Genomic DNA, 25,624 nt, shown 5'->3' with positions numbered 1-25,624 from the left:
AAATGTCTTATTTAATATGTGATTTCATGGGTGACAAACATTTATGCAATGTGTCTGAAAATCTTGTTTCAAAAAAACCTGATAAATTCAAGTATCTCATTAGTCACACATTACCAAAGAAATATTCCAGTTTGAATGACTTAGAACATTTGGATGCTAACTTACTCTATTCAATCTCAGGTTTGCATTCTTTAAACATTGATTTTTCAATATCAATTATAGATAAGTCTAAGAATTCACAATATTTAGAGTGTTTGCAAACTTTTCTTACTTGTTTTGACAGAATAGATCCTCTTGGTATGCCGACCAATGAGAGAATTCATTATTTTTGGACTCTTTTAGGTTTTTATGAGAATTATTTTAATTTTAGGAAAGGTGTATCTTCAATTATTTTTTGTAATGTACCTCATATGCCATGGGATATATTATTGTTTTACTTTGCAAAACATAATGATATTGAAACGACTTTTCTAAGAAAAACAGGTATTGGAGGATATCTATATATTGATAACGATTTCAGACCTAGTAAAACTAATATAGATTACACCTACAATAAAAATATATTAACTCTCAATGATGACGATAGGATAAAAAAATTATCACTTGCTAACTTAAGAGATATGAACTTTACAAAGGGTCAAATCGGAGGCGCTTGGAATAAAAAAATTCCGCCTATTAAAAAATTAATCAAAGATTTTGCCGGTCTTTTGGGCCTCTCTGGATTATTAACAACTTTAAGAATTATTAAGGAAGGCAAACCGACTATTCATAAAAAAGCAACACAAGATACCTCGCAAAAAAGTACATTTGCAGCATATAATTATTTTTCGTGGTTTGAGTTTCTTTTAACTCATCTTAAATTTCAGTCCAAGATAAATAGCATTAAAAACTTTTATAATTCAATTGCATTAAAAGAACTTCCTAATAAAAATTTTATCTATGTATCGCTTCATCTTCAGCCTGAAAGATCAACAAATCCAGAAGGGGGTTATTTCGATGACCAATCGTTAATGATAAAAATTATCTCAGAATCTATACCAGATGATTGGTGCATAATTGTTAAAGAACACCCAAAGCAATTTAAGTATGATTTAAGGACCTTTCATGCGAGAAGCATTAATTTTTATAAAACTATAAATAATCTTAAAAATGTTTTTTTTATTGATTCAGAATTTCCTCAGAATGAGTTAATTGTTCGCTCAAAAATTACTGCAACCGTTTCTGGATCAGTTGGATGGGAAACTTTATTAAATCGCAAGCCTTCTTTGATATTTTCACAAAATTGGCATACTGATTGTAATGCTTCTCAATATGTATTTGATGTAGATTCGACTAAAAATGCCATACATCAATATATGAACATGAAACCTAAAGAAATAGAAGGTCATTTATTTAAATTCATCGAAAATATTTCTACATCGCTGATATACGGCGCATTAAATAACAATCATCTAGAATTTTTTATATCATCAAAAAATAAAGATATAGCGGTGAACAACATCGCAGATGCTATTATAGAGAGAGTATCTAATTGAACATTGCAATATTTTCTGAAGCACCTCTCTGGATTTCACATCATGCTGAGGCCATAGAATTAGCTATACAAAATATTAAAAAATCAAAGAAGGTTCATTTCATTTCGTGTAAATCAAATTTATTGGGCTGTCCAGCAAATCCAAAAAAAAATCTCCTTTTATGCGCTGCATGTAGAGCCCAAACTTATTATACAAACAATAAAATTCTTAAGGATAAAAAGTATATCAAGGCATATATTGATTTAGATTCTTCAGTAAAGATAAATTTTAATATTTCTTCAATAGAAGAATTACAAAACTATAAGTATGAAGATGCACCAATTGGCAATATGGTTTATTCAACAATTGTTACTGAACTTAATGATAGCTTTTTTGATACCAATATACACAAAAAAAGAATCAATGACTTGATGCTAAATGCGATTAGAATCTATAAATTTACATTGGATTATATAAAGGATAATAATATAAAAGAAATATATATTTGGAATGGGAGAAGGTCTTGCGATGGTCCATCAGTATATGCTGCTAAAAAACTAAACATTGATCATTTTACCTTCATATCAGGTGGGGGATATAACAAAATTCTTGTTAGAAAAAATGTTGGGACTGTTCATGATGTTCCTAGCGCCATAAAAGAGCTTGATAAAATAAAATATAATCTAAAAGATCCAACTAAGAGAGAAAGTCTTATTGACAGAGGAAATAAATTTTTTAGTGTTGCAAGTGGCAAGAAAGAAAATAAAAGTGAAAATAAGGAAATAAACTACTTGGGGTATTATCAATTTTCAAGGAATTATAAAGTTGATACTGAATTTTTTCAAAAGCACAAAAATAAAAAAATTATTGCTGTTTTTACTGGGACATACTCTGAATTTGCTGGAGTCCCCGGCTATGACACATCAAAAGATTTTTGCAAAACTTTCTATGATGGTATTGAATTTCTACAAGATGATTTAACGATACCTAGTGGTGCAATATTAGTTGTAAGATGGCATCCAAACTCAAGACATATTAATGGCGGTGAAAAAGAAAGGCTAAATAAAATAATTAAAAATGCACCCAATAACGTTGTTCATATAAGACCTGAATCAGATTTTAGTAGTTACTCATTAATTGATAAGTGCCAAAAGGTTATTGGTTTTGGTTCATCTATTTCTATTGAATCATGTTTAAGAGGTAAGCCAGTATTATTTGTTGGAAGAAACATGTTTCAGGACCTTAAATGTTTTGAAACTGCAAAATCACATAATGATATAAAAAATTTCATTCTTTCTGATTCTAATGAAATTGGCAATTATGATGATGCTTTAGCTTGGGGTGTGTATTTTTCTTCTTTTGGCAATAATTCCTTTAAAAATTTAGATCAAATAGAGCCAAAAGAATTTTATTATGAAAATAAATCAATTAGAGCTCCAATAATTAGTTTGTTAAGAAATATTAAAAGACTCACAGATTTATAAACGTGCTAGCAATCGCATTATATTTTGATGAAAACTCACTTAAGAATTTAAAGAAAGACTCTGATCAAATTCTTTCCTCATGCGTTACATCTAAAAATAATTCATATTTAATTGCGCCATCTCTTCATTTGACTTTATTTGCAGGAATTGAAGATAAATATGCTGAAGAAATCAAAAAGATTTTCAACTCCACTCAATTTTCAAAAATTAATGTTGAAAATAATGGTATCGGTATATTCATCAATAAAAAAATAGTTTTTCATTTCAGGTGGAAACATAGTTTTAATTTAGTAGAGTATAGAAAGATGGTTTATAAATTTTTTAATGACTTCATAGAATATAATGCTCTTAATGGATATGGCAGAGATGATTGGATTGCTAAAACTACTCTTTTTACAACAAGCAAAGTTGACACAGAGTTTTGTAAATCGCTAAAAAATTCTTTTAAATTAAATCAACTAAATATCTTTGAATGCAATAAACTAATTGTTATCAAGTACAAAGACTCCAAAGAAGATATAATTTATACAAAACAACTTACTAATGAAAACGAAAAAAGTAAAATTTAGATGTTTAACAATAAGAAATAATTAAATAACGTCATGCAGCCATTAACAGTAATTAGGGTCTTTTTATTTTCAAATGCAAGAAGAGTTGGCATTATTATTGGTAATATACTTTTTAGAATTTTAAAACCAGTTACTCAATTTAAATTTAATAATTCAACTAAGCTTTTCAAATATAGAGTATTAAAGAGAGACATTTATCTGAGAAAAATACCTTCAGACATGTCAAGAATGAATGAAATTCACATAGGAGTTAATAGAATTGGAAAATATACCAAAACCTTTCCACTTACAAAAAGTCCAAATGTATTAATTGACCTTGGAGCTAATATAGGCTCAGCTAGCTTGGCTATTTATAATGATTTTCCTCACCTTGAATTAGTTATTGGTATCGAAGCAGATAGGAATAATTTCAATGTACTAAAAAAAAATTTTAGATTGTTTGAAGAAAATTCAATTCATAAATCACAATTTCTTCCAATCTATGGGTACTTTAATTCTGATTCAAAACCGGGATTCTTTCAAGGTTCCATTAATGGGAGTGAATATGGGAGTAAACAGTTTGCAAAATCTCAAAAAGAATCAATAGAATCTGTTCCTGGATTTGGACCAGAAGAAATAAGTAACCTCATTAAGGAAAATGATTTATTTATATTAAAGGTTGACGTAGAAGGCGGTGAAAATGAAATATTTTCAAAGAATCTTTCTTGGCTTGATAGGTGCGCAATAATAATTATTGAAATTCATGATAGATATGAGCCTGCTAATTTACTAAGATCATCAAATAGTTTCATTAAATATTTGGCAACAGAAAACTATGCAATAATCCCAATTGATGATAGTTTAATTTGTATTAATTCTAAATTTCAAGAACCAAAATAAACTCATTCTTGATCATGTCATACATTTAGCTCAATACATTTTTGATCGTAGTTAAAGCTTTTATTAATTTAGATATAAATAGATTAAAATATTATAGTTTCTATTACTTAGGGCATTTGCCTCTCATTTGTTTAAGATTGCTTAGCAGTTAGTAAAAAAACTATCCAGACCATAACGCATGCAATTTCTTTATCTTACATTGCTAGTAAGCAAGTTATTGCAATTGCATACATTCTTTAATAGTGCTTGAATAAGATTTAATAATAAAGGATTTATGTTTATAATCGTCGTATATTTAATCAATAGCTCAGCATGGATCCCTTTTACATTTTCTCTGGTAATAAAAAAAATTCAAATAACAGATCTATAAAAAAATCCTCATCTTTTAACAATCCTGTAATATTTATAAATGGTTTCAATGGTTCCGGAAAAACTCTTATTTCTCCAATAGTAGCTTCTTTGCCTAAAGTTGAGTTAATGACTTTTATGTATCCTATAGAATGGGCTTCATCAATGTTGTACTCAAATAATATGTCTCCAGAAGGCTATAGGGAGTTTATTAAGATGGTCGTAGACGAATCTATATATAATCAACAGATGTCAAGGTCAGTTAATTTTAGACCCTCTGATCTATCAAGTGTGTTTAGATCAACCAAAAAATTAGATTATTTTAAAAGGCTTTTCAATGCTGGAGATGATCACGTAGTTCCAATTATTAAAAATAACAAACCGATATCATGTTTTACAACTTGTCATTTACTTCCCCTTTTTCCATCTATAGCTAATGCATTTAAGAGTAGATTACTTTTTTTAGAAACCGTGAGAGATCCTTTGTTAATGTATGAGCAGCTTTCAATATTAGGCAATAATATTCTTGATACTCATTCAGAAAAAGATTTTACCTTTAGGGCGGTTGATCAAGATATCTCAAGAACTTATTTAGATTTTTACTCCAACAAAGAAGTCTTCCTTGATGAAGAAAATCTTACCCACGAGGAGAATTTAATCAATTATATCGAAAGGTTTTTTGATTTTTACTTTAATACTGATTTTGCTGAGAATTTATTTGATAGCAGGTTAATCTTTATTCCATTTGAGGAATTTGTTACAAATCCAAATAAATGGATTGATATAGTATCGTCCCACTTAAACGTTAAAATCAACAAAGAAACAATTAAAGAAATGGCTAGACAAAAGGTTCCAAGAAAATTACTTTCGCAAGGATTAAAACTACCCATTTATAAAAAATACGGTGCTAAAAGCATAGCTGCCTCATCTTTAGCTGAGGAAAGAAATAGATTAATACAAAAGACTCGTAATGACTTTGAAGATCCTAACCAATTTTCTAAATTGATTTCTATTTCTGAAAAATATATAGATTGGAAACAGTCTTTTTTGCAAAAAATATAATGAAAAAAAATATCAGAACTTTGGTTAATCTTTTTATCAAATCATTTACCCATCCTTTTGCAAAAAGAAATATTTTTTTTACTTTTTACAGAATTATTAGATGGCAAATTTTGTCTAGAATAAGACCTGTTTTAATTGAAAGTTGGGTAAATGATATTAAAGTTATCTGTAAAAAAGGTGATACTGGATTTACGGGGAATTTATACTTTGGTTTGCATGAATACGAAGATATGATATTTATGTTGCACTTGCTTGATAAAGATGATGTTTTTTTGGATATTGGAAGCAATTTAGGTTCTTATTCTCTATTAGCAGGAGGAATTTGTAAGTCCAAGACTTTTAGTCTTGAACCTTCGCCATCTTCATTCAATAGAATGAAAAAAAATATTGAATTAAATAATTTTGAGAATGTTACTTGTATGAATATCGGTGCTGGTAATGAAAACGGTAGCTTTTTCATGACAGATTCAAAAGGCCCTGAAAATCATTTAGTTACAGAAAGCGATGATGCTATTAAGGTTGAAATCAAAAGAATTGATGATATAAAGTTTGAATCGAATCCGACATTCATTAAGATCGACACTGAAGGAACAGAATTTGAAGTTATCAGAGGTGGTTTAAAAGTCTTAGATTCACCTGAGATGATAGGTTTATTGGCAGAGATCAATGGTAATAACCTAAGGTATAATCATAAAACCAATGAAATGATTCAATTTCTTAATAATCTTGGTTACCATGCATATAGATATGATTATTCAAATAAAGAACTTCATAAAATGAATCATATAAAAACCAATGGGAACACATTATTTATAAAAAATTATATGAAAGCATCCCAAAAAATTAAAGATTATAAACCTAATCAATTATGGGGTAAGTATATATAATAAGTATTTAATTAATACATATATTATGAAAAAACTTTTAATTACAGGCGGTTATGGTTTTGTTGGAAGAGAATTAGTTAATATTTCTCAAGATGAGTTTGAGGTTCATGTAGCTGATAATTTATTAAGCGGAGAACATAGACTTAATAAAATGAATTCAGAAAGATTTAAATTCCATCATATTGATTTAAGAGATAAAAATAAGACAAAGTTATTAATAAAAGATATTAATCCAGATATTATAGTTCATCTCGCTGCGATCCATTTTATACCTCAATGTGAGAATGAGCCTGATCTAGCTTGCACAACTAATATATTAGCAACTATAAATTTATTAGAATGCCTAAATAAAAATATAAAATTTATATTTACATCCTCTGCTGCTGTATATTCACCTTCAGATAAAGAATTAATTGAGGATGTAAGCAAAGTTTCTCCTGTGGATGTTTATGGATATAGTAAATTACATGGCGAGCACTATGTAAATCTTTATACTGAAAGATATCAATTAGATACATGCATAGTGCGATTGTTTAATGTCATTGGGCCTGGGGAAACCAATCCACATATCTTGCCAGAAATATTTTCTCAGTTAAAAAAAGGAAGAAAAGAGTTAAATCTTGGCAATATTGAATCAAAGAGAGATTTTATTGATGTAAGAGATGCTGCTATTGGTTTTCTGAAATTATGTACTATAGACTTTAAAGATCTTCCAGATAGCAGGATTGTTAATCTTGGTTCAGGAACTACTTACAGTATGAGAGAATTACTTGACTACGTGAAGGAGATATGTGGTATAAATTTTGAAATTAAAAAAGATCTTAGTAAATTTAGAAAAGTTGATAATCCAGTTATCTTAGCTTCAATTACAAAGTTAGAAAAATCTCTTAAATGGAAACCTTGTTATAACATTAAGGATACTCTCAAAATAACTTGGGATGATGATGAGACACTTCCATCTCTTGAAAACTAAACTTAATGAAAGTCCTTGCTGTGATTATTACCTCTCCAGGTTACTCAGTTAGCGGAGCAGTTACTGCTGCAAAAAATTTATCTATTGCAACATCTAAGCTTTGTGATGTGCGACTTGCAGTAATGTCTGATAAAAACTCTGAAGAACAAAAAGATAATTTAATAATCAAGAACTTTAAATGTCAAAATATCCTATCTAAAATTTCAGGAATCATACCCAGTCAATTAAAAAATTATTTTTGGACTTCTGAAATTGATAAATACATAGAAGATTTTAAACCAGACATTGTTCACTTTCATAATCCAGTCCCACCAATGGCATTATGGAAACTAGCTCAAACATGTATAAAAAATAAAATACCCTATGTCATTACATCACATGGTTTTGTAGAAATGTTTGATTATAAGAAATCATATAACATCGGCACTCTAAAGGGGCTTGCCATATATCCAATGATAATGTCTCCCTTTTTAAGAACACTAAAAAATGCAGCTGGAATTTTTTTATTATCTCCAAATGAAAAAGAAATATTGAATAAAAATATTAAGTTTAATAATACTATAAGCGTTGTTCCTAATGGCTATGATAAAAAATACGATATAGAGATAAGTAATAATCTTCTTGACCAATGTGTTTCTAAATTTAATATTAAACCCAATAAACCTACCTTTCTTTTTATGGGAAATCATACTTATAACAAAGGTATAGATATAATACTTAACTCTTTAAAATATATCGATCGAGACATTCAGATATTAATAGGAGGGAAGATAAGATCAAAAAAAGAGAATGAATTGTTAATTTCTAAATGTGACTTATTGGAAAATGAGGATAGGTATGTTTTTACAGATTTTTTAACTGATGAAGAAGCAATTGCACTCTATAAGATTGCTGATTGTTTTGTATTTCCATCTAGGGCTGACACCTTTCCATTAGTTATTCTTGAAGCGATGGTCTCAAATCTGCCAGTAATATCAACAAAAATTGGCGGCATACCTTACCAAATTAATAGGGACTGCGGAATATTAATTGAACCAAATTCATCCAAAGATCTTGCTACTGCAATTAAGAGACTAATTGACAGTCCAGAAGATATTATAAAAATGGGAAATAATTCTAGAAAAAGAGTGATGGAAAATTTCTCATGGGATACGTCTGCAGACCTTGCTATTAATGAATATTCTAATATCTTATCTAGTATATGAATTTAAATATAGTTGCCGCCCCTTTATTTTTAATCTGTTTTACCTTAACTATATGCATTCAGTTTTTTTTTCCACTAATATCATACTTCTTATTAGTACTTCTAATGGTAATTTTATTCATAAAAAAAGGATTAATTGATTATAGAGTAGGTTTTTTAGGCATGATTTCAGTTTATTCTTTTTTCCCTATTACAAATTTTTTTATATTTAATACTCATGATGTTGGTATTGGAAGTTACAAAAGCTTTGCGTTGCTTGAATCATATGACCTTAATTTAAAAGCATTGCAATTTGTAAGTTATTTTTGTCTTGGAATATGTATGCATATCATTTTTAGAAAAAATAAATTTATAAATTACCTAAGTGAGCTTAATGGTAAAGGACTTTTAAAAGAAAATTTAAGTAAATATGACTGGAAACTATACATTAGCTATATTCTTTTTTTTGTAACACTATTATTTCTAGACTGGAACCGAATAAGCTCCGAATACACCTTAGAAGGAGTGAGCTTAACATTTTTTATGAGTTATTTTATTTTCTCTATTTATGCTGTTTTTATTGCGACCACAGGAAAATTATCAATATCTAAAGTCATTCCTTTATTTTTAATCATGGCAGTTTTTGCATATATGGGAACAAGGCAAACAATATTCTGGGGATTACTTATTCTTTTTATTTCACAATTAATATATCAAGCTCGAATAAAAACAAGTCTACTATCAATGACTAATATTAAAAGACTTACAAAATATTTAGCCATCATTTCTCTAATAGTTACTGTATTTGCTATTACTGTAAGCTATAGAGTAAATAAAGACGTGGGACTAATATTTACCATATTGAACGACTTACCTTTAATATTTAAATTATCTTTTTCACTATTTCTATCTGAAACATATTACACATTTTATAACCTACTTATTGTTATTCATTCCTCGCTAGATGGATATTTACCCATGTCGAGTTTATTAAATGACTTTTTTATACAAATGATCCCATCTCAGATATTTTCTAATAAATATGCCTATATGGATTTTATTAATATAAGTCGTGAATATGAACTCACCCCTTTTGGTACTTGGTATATTATAGGAATGATTGCTACGGTAAGCTTTATACCTTTCATATCATTTATCATTGGATTTATATATTGCGAAATAATTAATTTATTGAGTATTTTTGCAAGAAAGGCAACTTCAAGTTTAGGAGAATTCTCAGCATTTTATGCAATTATTTATGTTTTTTGTTGCTTCTATGCAGTGCGAGCGACGATCGCAGGAGGTTTAAAAATGGCTTTATCTATTTTTATAATAATAATATTATTTAAATTAGTTCCTCAATTATATAACTTTATTCAAATTAAGAATGGCAGAAAGAAAAAAGTCTTGTGAAAATAAAGATCATTCAAAAAATTGTCCCCACCTACAGACAAACTTTTTTTAAAAAACTTCATTTTGTTTATGGAAATGATTTTCAGGTCCATACTTCCTTTAATAAAGGAAGAGGGCCATTGATGAAGAGTTCTAAAGATAAATATACATGGATTTATGAAATTGGAAAAACTTATGAAGTTCCAGGTGCATTTTGGCAATCAGGAGTTTTTAAGTTAGATATTAATAAGAACGATATTATAATAATTGAAGGCTCAATTAGAATAATTTCTAATTTTATAATTATTATAAGATCATGGTTAAAAGGTGCTAAGTTAGTTTGGTGGGGTCATTATTGGAGTGCTTCATCAAAACATTACAAAGCTTCTCTTCGTTATAAATTAATAAAATTGATTCCTTATGTATTATTCTATACAGACAAAGAAGTGGAATATTTTATTAAGGAGCATAAAAGAAAAAACAACATTTTTTATTTGAATAATGGAGTAGATCTTGAAAATATTATTAAGTATAGAAATCGATATCTTTTAAATGATAAAAGAAGGGATATAGACATATTATTTCTAGGACGAATTGCGCCTAAAGCCAACATAGAGATTCTTCTTAAAGCTATGCAAGATAGCAGGTGTAAAGATTTTAACCTGACTCTCATGGGAGCCCAAGATGATGCAGAGAAATTATTTATTAGTAATGAGATTTCTAATCATGGATTAAATAATAGAGTCTTTGTCGTTAATGGAAGCTCTAATGAAAAAGACATATCTCGGTATGCAAATCGATCAAAAATATTTTGCTATCCTGGACAGGTTGGTCTTAGCCTTATTCATGCCATGAGCTATGGTCTTCCATCAGTAGTTCACAACAACTGGAGGCAACAAATGCCAGAATTTTGTGCATTTACAAATAAAATTACAGGAATATCATTTTTAAATCATGATGTTGATTCACTTGTAAAGGCTTTGCAGAAAACACTTAATGAATGTGATAGAGAAAACCTTTCAGCAAATTGTATTAATATTGTTGAAAGCAAATATACACTTGACCATATGAAAGATAACTTCATAAGTATGATCGATATTATTAAATCAAGATGAAAGTCTCAATAATCACATCAACTTTCAATAGTGAAAGAACCATACTCGACACTTTAAATTCGGTAAAAAATCAATCATATAAAGATATAGAGCATATTATTATTGATGGTCAATCAACAGACAGTACCATGCAAATCATTGATAATTTTGACAACAAAAATATTAAAGTTATTTCAGAGCCTGATAATGGAATTTATGACGCAATGAATAAAGGGTTGAACAATGCAACTGGAGAAATAGTTGGGTTCCTTAATTCTGATGATACATTTTTCACAAATGAAGCTGTCCACCTAATTGTATCAGCCTTAACAGATAACATAGATGCATGCTTTTCTGATTTGGTATATGTAGATAAGGATAATGATAAGGTTATTAGATATTGGAAATCTAATGATTTTCTTGAAGGAAGTTTTGGACTAGGCTGGTCTCCACCTCATCCAACTTTTTACATTAAGACTTCAATTTTAGGAAAAAATAGATTCGATATAGTATATTCAGTTTCTGCAGATGTTGAATTAATGTCAAAATTAATGGAAATAGACAAAATTAAGACAAAATATATACCTGAGACTCTTGTAAGAATGAGGGTTGGTGGAGCTTCAAATGGTAACATCAGAAGTATCTTTAACCAAAATTTAGAAGTTATAAAATCCTTTAAGAAAAATAAAATAAAATTTAATATATTTTTATTTTTACTAAAAAAAATACTAAATCGATTTGGTCAATATATTTTTGCCTTCAAGAAGAATAAAGAATTACAATAAAATATTACATAATATAAATTCCATGGATTATTTAAAACTAATCAATCGTAAAGAACATCTCTTCAAAGAAGATATAAAAAATATTAACAAAAAACTTAATCAAATAGTAAGCTCTAGTAAATTTCTTGTTATTGGAGCTGCTGGCACAATTGGTCAAGCAACTGTAAAAGAGATTTTTAAGAGGAATCCATTAAAGCTTCATGCAGTTGATATAAGTGAAAATAACTTAGTCGAATTAGTAAGAAATATAAGAAGCACTTATGGATATATTAGTGGAGATTTTAAAACCTTTGCACTTGATTGTGGAAGCAGAGAGTTTGAAGTTCTTTTAACTAATGAGAATGAATATGACTATATACTTAATCTTTCAGCCTTAAAACATGTAAGAAGTGAAAAAGATCCTTTCACACTAATGAGAATGATCGACGTTAATATTTTAAATACAATCAAAACGATAGAAATAGCAAAAAATATTAATACATCAAAATACTTTTGTGTTTCTACTGACAAAGCTTCTAATCCAGTCAATATGATGGGAGCTTCAAAAAGGATAATGGAACTTTTTTTAATGAAAGAAAGTGAAAATATAGATATTTCTACAGCTAGATTTGCAAATGTTGCATTTTCTGATGGATCTCTCTTGCATGGTTTTAATAAAAGATTTCTTAACAATCAGCCAATTGCTGCACCAAATGATGTTAGAAGGTATTTTGTAACAAAGCAGGAATCAGGCGAATTATGCCTAGTTTCATGTCTGTTGGGAGAAAACAGAGATATCTTATTCCCAAAACTTAACGAAGAATTAGATTTAATCACATTCTCCTCTATTGCTGAGAAATTTTTGGCATTCTATGGCTATGATGTATATGAATGTGAAACAGAAGAAGAGGCCAGAATAAGGAGTAAAGAATTGATTTCTATGAAAAAGTGGCCATGTTACTTCTTTAAAAGTGATACTACCGGAGAAAAAGATTTTGAAGAATTCTATACTGAGAATGAAAAGTTAGATTTAGATAGATTCATCAATATGGGCATTGTTAAAAACTCTCATGATTTCTCTAATAACAAACTCAATTTTTTTATTAGAGAAATTAATAAGATAAGGTTATCAGAAAGTTGGTCTAAAAAAGAATTGGTTCTTTTATTTAAGAATATTTTGCCAGACTTTGAGCATATCGAGAAAGGAAAAAACTTAGATCAAAAAATGTAATAATATGTAATAAAAATCTTAAATATGAAATCTAAAAACTTATATCAAAGGAATGATTTTTACTTTGAAACTGTGAAAGAATTAATACCAAATAATGGATCATCTATTCTTATATGTGGAGGAGGGTTGCTAGATAAATCTGTCTTTAATGAGCTTGGGTTTGAAAATGTTACAATAACTAATTTAGATACTAGAACTCCTGAAAAAGAATATGCTCCATTTAAATGGGATCTTCAAAATGCTCAAGACCTATCTTATGATAATGAATCTTATGATTATGTAGTAATTCACGCAGCAATTCATCATACATCAATGCCTCACAAAACACTTCTAGAGTTATTTAGAGTTTGTAAATATGGAGTCCTAGCATTTGAATCTCGTGATTCATTATTAATGAATCTATTTGAGAGGCTTAATCTGACTCAAACATATGAGCATGCAGCTGTTTATCATAATGACTGTAAATATGGAGGTATTAATAACACTCAAATACCTAATTACATATACAGATGGACTGAAAGGGAAATTGAGAAGACTATAAATACATATTCACCATGCTACGATCATGAATTTCAATACAAATATGGGGCTGCATTTCCATGTACCGCTGCTCTGGAAAAAAGAGGAACTTTAAAGACAATTTTTTTGAAATCAGTTTTACCCTTTTATTTGGTTTTTATAAAGATCTTTAAGAAGCAGCAAAATTTATTTGCCTTTTTTATAAAAAAACCAACCTCTAAATCAAAACTAAAACCCTGGCTAAAGAAGTCAAAGGACAATGAAATTATTTTTAATAAAGATTGGGCAGTAAATAAATATAAATAACCTATTTAATATAATCTTTATAGACTTGTTGTATTCCCTTTTTTAAAGAAATTTTGGGGCTCCAGCCAAGCGAATTAATTCTTGATGTATCTAAAAGCTTTCTTGGCGTGCCATCTGGCTTTGTAGTGTCAAATTGTAGTTTGCCATCATAACCAATAACTTCTTGGATAATATTAGTTAACCCTTCAATTGTGACATCTGTTCCTGTACCCACATTTATCTGTTCATTATCTGAATAATACTTAAGTAAAAATACTATTGCATCTGCACAATCATCAACATGAAGAAATTCTCGTTTAACCTTTCCTGTTCCCCATACTTCCATAAATTCATCATTATTAATTTTTGCTTCATGACATTTTCTTAGTAATGCTGGAATAACATGGCTTGTAGCAAGATCATAATTATCACCAGGACCATATAAGTTTGTTGGCATTGCTGAAATATAGTCTTTTCCATATTGCTTGCGGTATGCTTGACATAACTTGATTCCAGCTATTTTGGCAATGGCATACCATTGATTAGTAGATTCTAACTGACCAGTTAATAAATACTTTTCATTCATTGGTTGTTGGCAATCTCTTGGATAAATACAACTTGAGCCCAAGAAAACCAATTTTTTTACATTATTCTGGTAAGAGGCATTAATAATATTAGTTTCTATCATTAAATTGTTATATAAGAAATCCACAGGAAATTCATTATTTGCATGTATCCCACCTACTTTTGCGGCACATAACACAACGACATCCGGTCTATTTACATTAAACCATTCGTTTACCTCATTTTGATCAATAAGATTTAGATCGGAGCGATTTGCAGTTAGAATAATGCAATCTTCGCCAATTAATTTTCTAAGAACAGCGCTTCCTACCATTCCATTATGCCCAGCAATAAATATCTTTTTCCCCTTTATATCAAAGAAATATTTAGACATTTAAAAATCAGCTAATTGATTTTTTTCTTTTGTGGAGTTGCTGTTAATGATGGCGTAGCGAACCATTTCTTCAACAATATCCTCAAGAGAAGTTTTTGCCTTCCACCCTAAAATATTTTTAGCTTTTGACGGATCACCTATTAAAATATCTACTTCTGTTGGTCTAAAATACTTTGGTGATACTTGAACAAGCGTTTCTCCTGTCTGCGAATCTTTTCCAATTTCGTCAACTTCAGAACCGCTCCAATCTATAACTTTATTAATTTGCTTAAAAGCCATCTCAACAAACTTTCTTACTGTTTCAGTTCTTCCTGTAGCAAGAACAAAGTCATCTGCCTCATTGTTTTGAACTATTTTATACATTCCTTCAATATAGTCTTTGGCATGGCCCCAATCTCTTTTGGCATCAAGATTGCCAAGAAATAGGCAGCTTTGTTTTTTCAAATGAATATTGGCCACCGCCATGGCTATTTTTTGAGTTACGAATGTTTCCCCTCTTATAGGGCTTTCATGATTAAAAAGAATTCCATTAGACGCATGAATATTATAAGCCTCTCTATAATTGACAGTTATCCAATATGCATATAGTTTCGCTACTGCATATGGTGATCTTGGATAAAATGGTGTTTTTTCAGACTGCGGTACTTCTTGAACCTTTCCATATAACTCTGAAGTTGAGGCTTGATAAAAACGGGTTTTATCAGTTAAACCTAAAATTCTAATCGCTTCAAGAATTCTAAGCGTTCCTATTGCATCTGCATTTGAAGTATATTCAGCAGTTTCAAAACTCACCTGTACATGTGATTGTGCTGCAAGATTGTATATTTCATTTGGCTGAATATCTTGTATTAATCTAATGAGATTTGATCCATCAGTAAGGTCTCCATAATGCATATAAAAATTTACATTGCTTTCGTTTGGATCATCATAAATATCATCAACACGCTTGGTATTAAACGATGAGGCTCGTCTCTTGACTCCATGTACCTCGTAACCTTTCTTTAAGAGATACCTAGCTAGATAGGCTCCATCTTGACCAGCTATACCAGTTATAAGAGCAATTTTTTTCATATTTACAAATGTTCTTTTTATTTAATAACTAAAACATTATACTATTTATAATTTATATTAACTCCATTTTTCTTTTGATAAAATTTAAAAAAATTGACAAATCGAAGCCATACAGCATATTTAAAAACTTCTATGTCTCTGCTATTAAACATAAACAACCAGCAATAGAAGCAGTTGCTATAAGTTCTTTTTGTTCTAAGACAAAAGAGGTAGATTCAAGGTTTGTGAATTTAAAATATATCGAGGGATCTGAATGGATTTTTTTTAGTAATTATTCAAGTCCAAAAGCTATTCAATTCAGTGATAATAAAAAAATCTCAGCACTTTTTTACTGGGAAAAAATCGATGTTCAAATAAGAATAAAAGCAAAAATAAAAAAAACTAGAAGTAGTTTTAGTGATAATCATTTTAAGTTGAGAAATTCAGAAAAAAATATCTTAGCTATAACTTCAGAGCAATCCAAAGAGGTAGATTCCTATAATAATTTCTTAGAAAAAATGAAAAAAAACTCACAAAATATTTCGTATCCTCTAACTAGACCAAAATACTGGGGAGGTTTTTCATTTGAACCATATTGTTTTGAATTCTGGGAAGGGCACCAAACAAGGATAAACAAGAGACGATTGTATAAAAAAGCTGGTTCCCAATGGAATTTATCTTTTCTCCAACCCTAATAAAGTTTTCACAAATAATTTGCCAAAAATTATATTTAGTTTAAAATTCACGAAAATATGTATTTATTACCTTACACCAATCATTATTTAATATCCTTGTTAAAATTTTAATAATGCATCAACTTCCTTATAACCTCTAACACTAGGTATCGATTATAGTTATTCAAAGAAAACAATCATCTTTAATTAATGAAAAAATTAAAGCTGCTGAGGTAATGCTAATTGATGCTGATGGAACTAAACAAGGTTTAGTCTCTTTTGAGCAAGCTTTAGGTAAAGCAAAAGATGCTTCTCTGGACCTCGTTCAGGTCTCACCACAAGACTCCAATCCAGTTGTATGCAAGCTTTTAGACTATGGCAAACATCTCTTTAATAAGAAAAAAAATACTGCATCATCAAAAACTAAAGTAAAGAAAAATACTACTAAAGAAATTAAATTTAGGCCATCAATAGATATTGGGGACTATAATATTAAATTAAAAAAGATTAAAAGCTTTATTCTTGACGGAGATAAGACTAAAATAAGTGTCCGTTTTAGAGGTAGAGAAATATTGAACAGTGACATTGGTCTTAATTTACTTAATAGGTTAAGAGATGAGCTAGAAGATATATCACAGGTAGACCAAGAGCCTTCTCTTGAAGGTAGACAGTTGCTGATGGTCTTATCACCTTTAAAAAAGAAGTAATTATACAGAATAATAAATATGGGTTATAAATTAAAAACACATTCTGGTGCTGCCAAGCGATTTAAGAAGACAGGCTCTTCTGTTAAAAGTAAAAGCGCTAATAGAAATCACATTCTTACTAAGCAGTCTACAAAAAGAAAAAGACATAATAGGGGTCTAAATAAGTTAAGTGGAACTGTTCTTAAGATGGCTTCCGTATTAATTAGAAGGTAATAACCATGCCAAGAGTAACAAAATCAGTAACAGCAAGAGCAAAACATAAGAAAGTATTAAGTGCTACTAAGGGTCATTATGGTGCTAGAAGCAGGCTATATAAAACTGCAAAACAATCTAACATCAAATCGATGCAATATGCCTTTAGAGACAGAAAGAATAAAAAAAGATCTTTCAGATCACTTTGGATAGCTAGGATAAATGCTGGAGCGAGAGACCTTGGTGTTTCATATTCTGATCTTATAAATTCATTGTCTAAAAAAGAAATAGCTTTAGATAGAAAAATTCTTTCTGACATAGCAATTTCTGATAATGCAACTTTTGAGAAGATTGTAAGAACAGCCACTAGCTAGAAGTACTGATTTAATGTCAGAACAAAAAGACATTTTACCTCCTGAGTTAGTTGAAGATCGGGGAACACTCCATCCAATAAATCATATGAAAGATTCTATTATGAATCTTCTAACTTCTTTTGGTTTTGAGATTATTGATGGACCAGAAATAGAAACAGAAGAATTTAATTTTGATATGCTTAATATAAAAAAATCGCATCCTGCAAGACAAATGCATGATACATTTTATGTTGAAAATAAGTCATTTCTTCTAAGAACTCATACATCGCCGGTTCAAATAAGAGGTATGCTTAAAAAAAAACCACCATTAGCGTTTATTTCTGGCGGAAAAGTATATAGAAAGGATGATGATGCAACTCACTTGCCTATGTTTCATCAGGTTGAGGGTATATATGTCGATGAGAATATAAGTTTTGCTCAGCTTAAAGACCTTATTTATAAAATTATCAACTCACTATTTGGTGGAGATGTTGAATTAAGGTTCAGACCCTCATACTTTCCATTTACAGAGCCTTCAGCTGAGGTTGATATCCTATCAAATGAAGGTAAATGGCTTGAAATACTAGGATGTGGATTAGTAAATCCAGTTGTTCTAGAAAATTGTAATATAGATTCAAATAAGTATAGCGGTCTAGCATTTGGCCTAGGAATTGAAAGAATAGCTATGCTAAAACATGGGGTATCAGATATAAGAGAGTTTTATAAGTCTAACTTAGATTTTTTGAGCCAGTTCAAATGAAAATATCTTATAGCCATTTAGTTCAATACATAGAAGAAAAACCCAGTATTAAACAAATATCTGATAGCTTATTTCAACTTGGCCATGAGCACGAAATTGACAGCGGCATTTTTGATATGGAATTCACTCCTAATAGAGGCGATTGCCTTTCAATAAATGGCTTATTAAGAGAATTAGCTGTTTTTTATACAGTTCAACCTAATCGAGAGGTATTTACTGAAAAACTTAATGAACTTGAGCTAGATTTTGAGAATCTATCACAAAGCATTTGCCCTAAAATATCATTTCTTAAACTAGAAATTGATCAAGTTCCAGAAACATATAAAAACTCTTTAGATAATTATTTTTCAGATTTTGGTTTAAATAAAAATAACTTCTTTACAGATGTATCTAACTATCTTTCCTATGAAACAGGTCAGCCAACTCATTGCTATGATGCAAATACAATTAACAACAAGCTAGTATTCCATGAGATAGAAAAAAATGAAGAATTTGAAACATTGCTTGATAAAAAAATTTCTCTTAAAGGTAAGAATGCAGTATTTTCATTAAATAATGTTGTAATTAATCTTGCAGGAGTTGTCGGTGGAAATAGTACTTCATGTTCAGCCGATACGAAGACAGTTATTATTGAATGTGCTTTTTTTAAACCAGAGGCAATTATAGGTAAATCTGTTAAGTATGATATTCAATCAGAAGCATCTTATAAATTTGAAAGAGGTGTTGATTATGAATGTCAAGATAACGTACTCAGAAGATTTATTAAAGTTGTAGCCGAACATACTAAAATAATAGACATGTCTATCGTTTCTTATAAGTATGAAGATAATATTATTCATCAAATACCAGTCAATATTGATAAAATAAATCAAATTATTGGTATTGATATAGGTAAAAATGAATATTTGAATTATCTCAAGAAGCTTGGGTTTGGCATTCAGGATGATGTTATAAAAGTCCCAGCATTTAGAAGTGATATTAAGACCCAAAATGATCTAGCTGAAGAGGTTGCAAGAGTTATTGGCTATGACAATATTTCAAGAGCAGATATAAATGTTCTAAAAAATGATAAGCATAATCAAAAAGATATTGAGAATAAATTAAGATACTTTCTTTTAGATCATGGTTTTTATGAAGTTATTAACTCTCCATTTGTACCTCTATCTTCGGATAAAGCAATAAAAGTTGATAATCCGTTAGATTCAAACAGAGAATTTTTAAGAACAAATTTAATTAACTCTTTATTAGATAATCTTTTATACAATGAGAGAAGGCAAAAAGAGTCAATAAAATTATTTGAAATATCAGACATATATACATCTAACGATGTTCATCATAAGAAAAGAAAGTTATCTATTATCGCAAGCGGAAGAGTGGGCCTGAATTATCAAGATTTCTCAAAAAAAATTAATAAGAAATACCTAGAAAATATATTTCAAGAAATACTGCCAAATAAGAATTTTAATTTTAAAATATTATCAAGGGATTCATTAGATACAAAAATAAAGAATGAAATAGTCAGTTTAGAAGTTGATATTGATATTTTCTCAAATGATATTCTATCTTATAAAGAAAAATCAAAACCTCCAGAACATTTTCATAAGTACAGTCCTGTATCTGAATTACCTTCCTCTTTTAAAGATATTTCATATTCAATTAAGGACTATACTAAAATAAAGGATCTTCAAGATTTATTACTAAACTTTAAAAGCGATCTTATTAAGGATATGTTTATTTTCGATTACTTTAAAAATGAAAAGCAAAAAGAAATAAAAATTGGTTTTAGATTTATTTTTCAATCTAAAGAACAAACACTTACCTCATCGCAAATAGAATTAATCTATAATGACATTGTAAATCAGTCTTTAAAAATTGAAGGAGTATCAATACCAGGAATTTAATAATATATGAATTTAAGAAAGAAAAATATAATTAAAAATCTAGCAAAAAACTCTTTAATTTCAAACAATGATGCTTCAGGTTTATTTGAGTTATTCTTAGAGATCATTAAATCTAAATCTAAATCTAAATTAGTTAAAATAAGCAATTTTGGTACTTTTAGTTTTAAAAAAACACCTAAACGTATTGGCAGAAACCCAAAAACACTAGATTCATATATAATACCTGAAGTAGATAAATTAAATTTTAAGCCTTCAGTGAATGTAAAGAGAGAAATAAATTGACAAAAAAAATTCTTTTATCAGCTATGCTCTTAATTCCAATAGTTTCCTACTCTCAAGAGTTAGATGAATCATATTTAGAAAGCCTTCCAGAAACAGTCAGACAAGACTTAGAAAGTAAAATGGAGGCAGAAAAAAAACTTGAAGAACCAGTTTACAGAAGAGCATCTACTTTTGTAGATAAAGAAAAAGATGAAGATGATGAAGATGATTTGGCTTCATCAATATTTGGAGCAGATTTTTTTGATGTTATGCAGACATCATTCATGCCAATAAACGAGCCAAATCTTGATTCTTCATATATTCTTGACTTTGGCGATGTTCTTGAAATCCAGCTTATTGGTCAAAAAGATAATATTGATGAGTATGCAATAAGTAGAGATGGATCAATTAATCTTTCAGATATCGGAAAGCTTAACCTTGCAGGACTGTCATTAAATGATGCAAGCAGCCTAATCAAAGCAAAGGTTAAGAATTCTTATATTGGTACTGAGGCATATATTTCATTAAAAAATATAAGAGATATAAATATTCTAATTGTTGGAAATTCATATAACCCAGGTATTTATACTCTAAATGGAAACTCAAATATGCTTCATGCCTTGAGTATGGCAGGAGGAATAAATGATATAGGTAGCTATAGGAATATTAGTTTAGTTAGATCTGGTGAAGTTATTGATATATTGGATATATATGATGTATTAATTTACGGTAAATATAACTTTTCAAATGGATTAAGATCTGGGGATAGCATTGTTGTAAACCCCAGAGGAAAACTAGTTTCTTTTGAATCAGGAGTGATGAGGCCCGCTACATATGAACTTAAAGAGGGTGATACTTTTCAGGATCTTTTAAATTTTGCAAATGGATTTGCTAAAGACAATGACTATGAAAATATTGTTCTTAAAAGAGTCTCGTCTGGAAAAAGTCAAGTAATTAATTTATCACTAGACGAACTTTATGCAGAAAATTTTTTTGATAATGATTCAATCTATATTAGGGAATATAAGGTAGATACAATTACAATACTTGGATCTGTAATGAATCCAGGTACTTATAAGCTAAATCGGGGAACAAAACTAAGTGAAGCAATCATTGCCGCAGGTGGATATGAATCATCCGCATATCCTTTTGGTGGATATCTTGAGAATAAAAAAGCGTTAGAAGTTAATGAGACTTCAAAAGAAAGACTTTATGATGAATTCATAACAAATCTAATTACAAATGGAGCATCAGCTGCAAATCAAGATTCCGCAATAGGTAATCTACTTTTACAACTTAAGGAAACAGAACCAACTGGTAGAATCATTGCTGAATTTGATTTAGATCTAATCAAAAATTATCCATCTCTAGACACTATCTTAGAAGATGGAGATCAGTTATTGATTCCACAAATAACACAACAAGTATTTGTCCAGGGAGAGGTTGGTAATTCTGGTGCAATAAGGTACTCACCTAATATGGACATTGAATTTTATATTAATAAGGCAGGGGGATACTTAAGAACAGCTGATAAAGATAATATCTTTATCATTCATCCAAACGGCGAAACTGAGAATTTGAATTCTAATGCAAGACTTTCATTTATTATTCAAGACAGCAATAAAAAATTAATTTATCCAGGCTCAATAATATACGTACCTCAAACAACTAATTTTGCTACCTCTCTTCAATTAGCCTCAATTTGGGCACCGATAATAAGCAGTATTGCTCTAAGTTTAACTTCTCTATCTGTTTTAAATAATTCAAATTAAATAGTTTAATGAGATTTTTTTTTTATTAATTTTTAGTACTTCAATTCACTCTGGATATTTAGATTATTTAAAGCCAAATAGTAAACAGATTTATAACTTTTCTTATAATTCATTTGGGCAAATTGGCTTAATTCAGACTCCAGTTGCCGATTCAAGACCCGAGGGTTCAATAGCTTTAACTCTTAATAAAAATGATATGTGGAAGTTTGGAACGCTTACTGCTTCACCATTTGATTGGCTTGAAGCGAGTTATTTTTATTACAGACCATCAGATCTAAGGTGGGAAGGCAACAAAGTTAGAGGTCATTACCTCGACAAAGGTTTTAATGTTAAGTTTATTTATAGACCAAAAAATAATAATATTCCTAATTTAGCCATTGGTTTAGATGACTTTGCTGGAACAGGTTTTTTTACTAAAGAATATATTGTTGCAACCAATCAATTTAATAATACTAAACTTACAGTTGGAATGGGTTGGGGTAAGTATGCTGGAGATAATTCTTTTAAAAATCCTTTATCTCGTCTATTCTCATCTCTTTCTTCAAGGCCAGCTACATCAAATAATTATAAATTAGGAGGATCTCCTTCATATGATCAATGGTTTAGAGGAGATGCAACCGTTTTTGGTGGTATTGAACACTCACTATCTTTTGCTAGAAGTTTAAATTTAAAACTTGAATACGATCCTTTAGATTATTTAAATTTTTCTGCAAACAATAGAGGGGATGCGATAGATGCACTCAGAAGGAAAGACACTGACATAAATTTTGGTTTAAGTTATACACTAAACAAGCATATGACTATAGATGCATCTTACATAAAGGGTAACACTTTTAATTTAAGTTTTAATTTAGCAATTACCTTTGATAACTCTCTGTCAACTAAACCAAAATTTAAACCTAAAGTTATTAAGCAAAATGATATAAAAGGAGAGAAAAATATTTTTTATGAAGATCTTCTTAATAACTTAAATAGCAACAGACTTTTCCTTCAAACTTCTACATTGCATAAAAATGGTAACCTTGATGTATCTATCTCAACATCTGATCACAGAAATGCAATAAGGTCATCATCATATGCTGCATCTATATCAAAAAAGGTTGCAGACTTAAATGAGATTGATTTAAGCTTAATTAATATCTCTCACATCAATGCTGGTATCGAGCTGAATAACATAACTTATATCGCCGATCATGTTAATGAGAATTTAAATACTCCAATAGAATTAAAAATTAGAAATTCTAGAATAGATTCTGGAGATCCTAATCATTTCTTAGATGATGAATTTAGGCCACGCGTTATATTTCCCTCTATCTTTTCATCCATTAGCCCCACAATAGTGTCTCATATTGGTAATCCAGAAAGATTTTATTTTGGAGGTATTAATCTTCAACATATTTCTGAGATTCAATTTTCAAGAAATCTTCTTCTTTCAAGTGAACTTAATCTTCGGCTATATGATAATTTCAGAAATACTATCTCAGGCCCAGGGTCTGTAATGGAACATGTTAGAACTGATATGGTTCAATATCTTAAAGAAGATGACCCATACATAGGAAGAATGCAATTAGATTATATTTGGTCGCCTCATAAAGAGGTTTATGCAAAGATTAGTGGCGGTATTTTTGAGCAAATGTTTGGAGGTTTTGGTGGAGAGCTTTTATACAAGCCTTTTAATAAAAACTATAATTTGGGACTTGAGCTATTTCACGTAAAACAAAGAACATTTGATCAAAGGTTTAATTTTCAAGAATATGAGACTGTTACAGGACATATAAATCTCGGCTATAGATTTGCAGCTGGTATTGAATCTAATTTAAGTTTTGGCAGATACCTTGCAAAAGATGATGGTTATACTTTGGATATCGGTAGAAGAACTCAATCGGGTTTTAAGGCAGGAGTTTACTTTACAAGAACTAATATTTCAGCCGAAACATTTGGAGAGGGTAGTTTTGATAAGGGGTTTTATTTCCAGATACCTATAGATTTTTTTGATAATAATTATAAAGGTAATTACTCAACTTTTAAATTAGCGCCTCTTACAAGAGATGGCGGTGCTAAATTAATTTTTGATAAAGATCTTAGGGGTTTGATTTATAACTCATCTAGATACGAACTAAATGATCAATGGAATGGATTTCTTAATTAATTAATTTATATACAAAAAAATAGCGGCTAAGCCGCTATTTTTGTATTCATGTATTGATTATGTGCCAGTGCTTGTACTTGTGCTTGTACTTGTACTTGTACTTGTGCTTGTGCTTGTGCTTGTACTTGTACTTGTACTTGTTGCTGGTGTTGTACTTGTGCTAGTACTAGTACTAGTAGTAGTTGCCGGTGTTGTAGGCGTTGGCGTAGGCGTTGGCGTAGGCGTTGGCGTAGGCGTAGGCGTAGGCGTTGGCGTTGGCGTTGGCGTTGGCGTAGGCGTAGGCGTAGGCGTAGGCGTAGGCGTTGGTGTAGGCGTAGGCGTAGGCGTAGGCGTTGGTGATGGTAATGGTGCTGGTGCTGGTGTTGCCGAACTATCATCACTATCAGATGCTATTAAAGCAGCTGCCGCTGCTACTGCAGCTGCAATTGCACCAGGACTCAACTTGCTATCTGGAGCCTTTTCCTCTTCTGCCATATCTCCTTCGTGGTCATCAGCTATTGCTTCTGAGGCAAAGAAGCCATAAAAGAATGCAAAAACCGTACCCCAAAGAACTCTGAATTTTGATTTAATGAATTTTGCCATAATTTTTAACCCTATTATTTAATAATTATCTGAGAGATTATAGATAAAAATAACATGATTTGCTAATTTTTATACATTTTT

25 protein-coding genes are annotated in these 25,624 nt (G+C 29.9%); 23 read left to right on the top strand and 2 right to left on the bottom strand.

Annotation, left to right across the window (positions count from 1 at the left end):
• Nucleotides 1-2: 2 nt before the first annotated feature.
• The 13 genes from M9C80_05020 to M9C80_04960 all read left to right on the top strand — a co-directional run bounded on the left by M9C80_05020 (nt 3) and on the right by M9C80_04960 (nt 14,205).
• Complete coding sequence (locus tag M9C80_05020) at nt 3-1,535, top strand: hypothetical protein (protein URQ69298.1); 1,533 nt, start codon at nt 3-5, stop codon at nt 1,533-1,535.
• Nucleotides 1,532-2,998 (top strand): hypothetical protein, encoded by a 1,467-nt coding sequence (locus M9C80_05015; protein ID URQ69297.1) that lies wholly within the window; start codon nt 1,532-1,534, stop codon nt 2,996-2,998. The genes M9C80_05020 and M9C80_05015 overlap by 4 nt, the downstream gene beginning before the upstream one ends.
• A gap of 2 nt (nt 2,999-3,000) precedes the next feature.
• Nucleotides 3,001-3,567: a hypothetical protein gene (locus tag M9C80_05010; GenBank protein ID URQ69296.1), complete on the top strand. Its 567-nt coding sequence runs from the start codon at nt 3,001-3,003 to the stop codon at nt 3,565-3,567.
• Between the two features lie 33 nt (nt 3,568-3,600).
• Complete coding sequence (locus M9C80_05005; protein ID URQ69295.1) at nt 3,601-4,446, top strand: FkbM family methyltransferase; 846 nt, start codon at nt 3,601-3,603, stop codon at nt 4,444-4,446.
• 312 nt (nt 4,447-4,758) lie between these two features.
• Nucleotides 4,759-5,856, top strand: coding sequence for a hypothetical protein (locus M9C80_05000; GenBank protein URQ69294.1), 1,098 nt, complete (start codon nt 4,759-4,761; stop codon nt 5,854-5,856).
• Nucleotides 5,856-6,743, top strand: coding sequence for an FkbM family methyltransferase (locus M9C80_04995; GenBank protein URQ69293.1), 888 nt, complete (start codon nt 5,856-5,858; stop codon nt 6,741-6,743). Before M9C80_05000 ends, M9C80_04995 begins: the two co-directional genes overlap by 1 nt.
• A 25-nt stretch (nt 6,744-6,768) precedes the next feature.
• Entirely contained in the window at nt 6,769-7,716 is a 948-nt protein-coding gene (locus tag M9C80_04990) for an NAD(P)-dependent oxidoreductase (protein ID URQ69292.1), read from the top strand.
• A gap of 5 nt (nt 7,717-7,721) precedes the next feature.
• Nucleotides 7,722-8,921 carry a glycosyltransferase family 4 protein gene (locus M9C80_04985; protein URQ69291.1) on the top strand — a complete coding sequence of 400 codons (1,200 nt, stop codon included), beginning with the start codon at nt 7,722-7,724 and terminating at the stop codon, nt 8,919-8,921.
• A 104-nt stretch (nt 8,922-9,025) separates the two neighbouring features.
• Nucleotides 9,026-10,312, top strand: a complete 1,287-nt coding sequence (locus M9C80_04980; protein ID URQ69290.1) for a hypothetical protein — start codon at nt 9,026-9,028, stop codon at nt 10,310-10,312.
• Nucleotides 10,309-11,406, top strand: a complete 1,098-nt coding sequence (locus M9C80_04975) for a glycosyltransferase family 4 protein (GenBank protein URQ69289.1) — start codon at nt 10,309-10,311, stop codon at nt 11,404-11,406. Before M9C80_04980 ends, M9C80_04975 begins: the two co-directional genes overlap by 4 nt.
• Complete coding sequence (locus M9C80_04970; protein ID URQ69288.1) at nt 11,403-12,170, top strand: glycosyltransferase; 768 nt, start codon at nt 11,403-11,405, stop codon at nt 12,168-12,170. The genes M9C80_04975 and M9C80_04970 overlap by 4 nt, the downstream gene beginning before the upstream one ends.
• Nucleotides 12,171-12,183: 13 nt before the next feature.
• Nucleotides 12,184-13,380 carry a UDP-N-acetylglucosamine 4,6-dehydratase gene (locus M9C80_04965; GenBank protein ID URQ70206.1) on the top strand — a complete coding sequence of 399 codons (1,197 nt, stop codon included), beginning with the start codon at nt 12,184-12,186 and terminating at the stop codon, nt 13,378-13,380.
• Between the two features lie 24 nt (nt 13,381-13,404).
• Nucleotides 13,405-14,205 carry a class I SAM-dependent methyltransferase gene (locus tag M9C80_04960; protein URQ69287.1) on the top strand — a complete coding sequence of 267 codons (801 nt, stop codon included), beginning with the start codon at nt 13,405-13,407 and terminating at the stop codon, nt 14,203-14,205.
• A 1-nt stretch (nt 14,206) separates the two neighbouring features.
• On the opposite strand, the gene M9C80_04955 is transcribed toward M9C80_04960, so the two are convergent.
• Together M9C80_04955 and gmd are read right to left on the bottom strand one after the other, a co-directional pair.
• The gene (locus tag M9C80_04955) at nt 14,207-15,121 is read right to left on the bottom strand and encodes a GDP-L-fucose synthase (GenBank protein ID URQ70205.1); all 915 of its coding nucleotides are present in this window, start codon (nt 15,119-15,121) and stop codon (nt 14,207-14,209) included.
• 21 nt (nt 15,122-15,142) lie between these two features.
• On the bottom strand, nt 15,143-16,213 hold the full coding sequence (gene gmd, locus M9C80_04950; GenBank protein ID URQ69286.1) for a GDP-mannose 4,6-dehydratase: 1,071 nt from the start codon (nt 16,211-16,213) through the stop codon (nt 15,143-15,145).
• A gap of 74 nt (nt 16,214-16,287) precedes the next feature.
• On the opposite strand from gmd, the gene M9C80_04945 reads away from it, so the two are divergent.
• The 10 genes from M9C80_04945 (at nt 16,288) to M9C80_04900 (ending at nt 25,484) form a co-directional block, all read left to right on the top strand.
• The gene (locus M9C80_04945) at nt 16,288-16,887 is read left to right on the top strand and encodes a pyridoxamine 5'-phosphate oxidase family protein (protein ID URQ69285.1); all 600 of its coding nucleotides are present in this window, start codon (nt 16,288-16,290) and stop codon (nt 16,885-16,887) included.
• 215 nt (nt 16,888-17,102) lie between these two features.
• Entirely contained in the window at nt 17,103-17,573 is a 471-nt protein-coding gene (gene infC / locus M9C80_04940; protein URQ69284.1) for a translation initiation factor IF-3, read from the top strand.
• 18 nt (nt 17,574-17,591) lie between these two features.
• On the top strand, nt 17,592-17,786 hold the full coding sequence (gene rpmI / locus M9C80_04935; GenBank protein URQ69283.1) for a 50S ribosomal protein L35: 195 nt from the start codon (nt 17,592-17,594) through the stop codon (nt 17,784-17,786).
• Between the two features lie 5 nt (nt 17,787-17,791).
• Nucleotides 17,792-18,139: a 50S ribosomal protein L20 gene (gene rplT / locus M9C80_04930; protein URQ69282.1), complete on the top strand. Its 348-nt coding sequence runs from the start codon at nt 17,792-17,794 to the stop codon at nt 18,137-18,139.
• Nucleotides 18,140-18,152: 13 nt separating this feature from the next.
• A complete protein-coding gene (pheS, locus tag M9C80_04925) occupies nt 18,153-18,878 on the top strand; it encodes a phenylalanine--tRNA ligase subunit alpha (GenBank protein URQ69281.1) in 726 nt (241 codons plus the stop codon).
• On the top strand, nt 18,875-20,779 hold the full coding sequence (locus M9C80_04920) for a phenylalanine--tRNA ligase subunit beta (protein URQ69280.1): 1,905 nt from the start codon (nt 18,875-18,877) through the stop codon (nt 20,777-20,779). The genes pheS and M9C80_04920 overlap by 4 nt, the downstream gene beginning before the upstream one ends.
• 6 nt (nt 20,780-20,785) lie before the next feature.
• Nucleotides 20,786-21,061 (top strand): HU family DNA-binding protein, encoded by a 276-nt coding sequence (locus M9C80_04915; GenBank protein URQ69279.1) that lies wholly within the window; start codon nt 20,786-20,788, stop codon nt 21,059-21,061.
• Nucleotides 21,058-22,812 (top strand): SLBB domain-containing protein, encoded by a 1,755-nt coding sequence (locus M9C80_04910; GenBank protein ID URQ69278.1) that lies wholly within the window; start codon nt 21,058-21,060, stop codon nt 22,810-22,812. Before M9C80_04915 ends, M9C80_04910 begins: the two co-directional genes overlap by 4 nt.
• Nucleotides 22,813-22,942: 130 nt before the next feature.
• Nucleotides 22,943-24,961 (top strand): YjbH domain-containing protein, encoded by a 2,019-nt coding sequence (locus M9C80_04905; GenBank protein ID URQ70204.1) that lies wholly within the window; start codon nt 22,943-22,945, stop codon nt 24,959-24,961.
• 79 nt (nt 24,962-25,040) lie between these two features.
• Entirely contained in the window at nt 25,041-25,484 is a 444-nt protein-coding gene (locus M9C80_04900) for a hypothetical protein (GenBank protein URQ69277.1), read from the top strand.
• The last annotated feature ends 140 nt before the right edge of the window (nt 25,485-25,624 follow it).

It is taken from the genome of SAR86 cluster bacterium, from assembly GCA_023703615.1.
Classification (GTDB): Bacteria; Pseudomonadota; Gammaproteobacteria; order Magnimaribacterales; family D2472; genus MED-G85.
Note: the sequence above shows the minus strand (reverse complement) of the source record. Positions and strands in the feature narration are given on the sequence as shown.

Excerpts from the sequence above, each read along its gene's own strand:
- M9C80_04985 (URQ69291.1), top strand. The coding sequence starts at position 7,722 with ATGAAAGTCCTTGCTGTGATTATTACCTCTCCAGGTTACTCAGTTAGC.
- rpmI (URQ69283.1), top strand. The coding sequence starts at position 17,592 with ATGGGTTATAAATTAAAAACACATTCTGGTGCTGCCAAGCGATTTAAG.
- gmd (URQ69286.1), bottom strand. The coding sequence starts at position 16,213 with ATGAAAAAAATTGCTCTTATAACTGGTATAGCTGGTCAAGATGGAGCC.
- pheS (URQ69281.1), top strand. The coding sequence starts at position 18,153 with ATGTCAGAACAAAAAGACATTTTACCTCCTGAGTTAGTTGAAGATCGG.
- M9C80_04960 (URQ69287.1), top strand. The coding sequence starts at position 13,405 with ATGAAATCTAAAAACTTATATCAAAGGAATGATTTTTACTTTGAAACT.
- M9C80_05020 (URQ69298.1), top strand. The coding sequence starts at position 3 with ATGTCTTATTTAATATGTGATTTCATGGGTGACAAACATTTATGCAAT.
- M9C80_04990 (URQ69292.1), top strand. The coding sequence starts at position 6,769 with ATGAAAAAACTTTTAATTACAGGCGGTTATGGTTTTGTTGGAAGAGAA.
- rplT (URQ69282.1), top strand. The coding sequence starts at position 17,792 with ATGCCAAGAGTAACAAAATCAGTAACAGCAAGAGCAAAACATAAGAAA.
- M9C80_04915 (URQ69279.1), top strand. The coding sequence starts at position 20,786 with ATGAATTTAAGAAAGAAAAATATAATTAAAAATCTAGCAAAAAACTCT.
- infC (URQ69284.1), top strand. The coding sequence starts at position 17,103 with ATGCTAATTGATGCTGATGGAACTAAACAAGGTTTAGTCTCTTTTGAG.
- M9C80_05005 (URQ69295.1), top strand. The coding sequence starts at position 3,601 with ATGCAGCCATTAACAGTAATTAGGGTCTTTTTATTTTCAAATGCAAGA.
- M9C80_05000 (URQ69294.1), top strand. The coding sequence starts at position 4,759 with ATGGATCCCTTTTACATTTTCTCTGGTAATAAAAAAAATTCAAATAAC.
- M9C80_04980 (URQ69290.1), top strand. The coding sequence starts at position 9,026 with ATGGTAATTTTATTCATAAAAAAAGGATTAATTGATTATAGAGTAGGT.
- M9C80_04970 (URQ69288.1), top strand. The coding sequence starts at position 11,403 with ATGAAAGTCTCAATAATCACATCAACTTTCAATAGTGAAAGAACCATA.
- M9C80_04920 (URQ69280.1), top strand. The coding sequence starts at position 18,875 with ATGAAAATATCTTATAGCCATTTAGTTCAATACATAGAAGAAAAACCC.
- M9C80_04995 (URQ69293.1), top strand. The coding sequence starts at position 5,856 with ATGAAAAAAAATATCAGAACTTTGGTTAATCTTTTTATCAAATCATTT.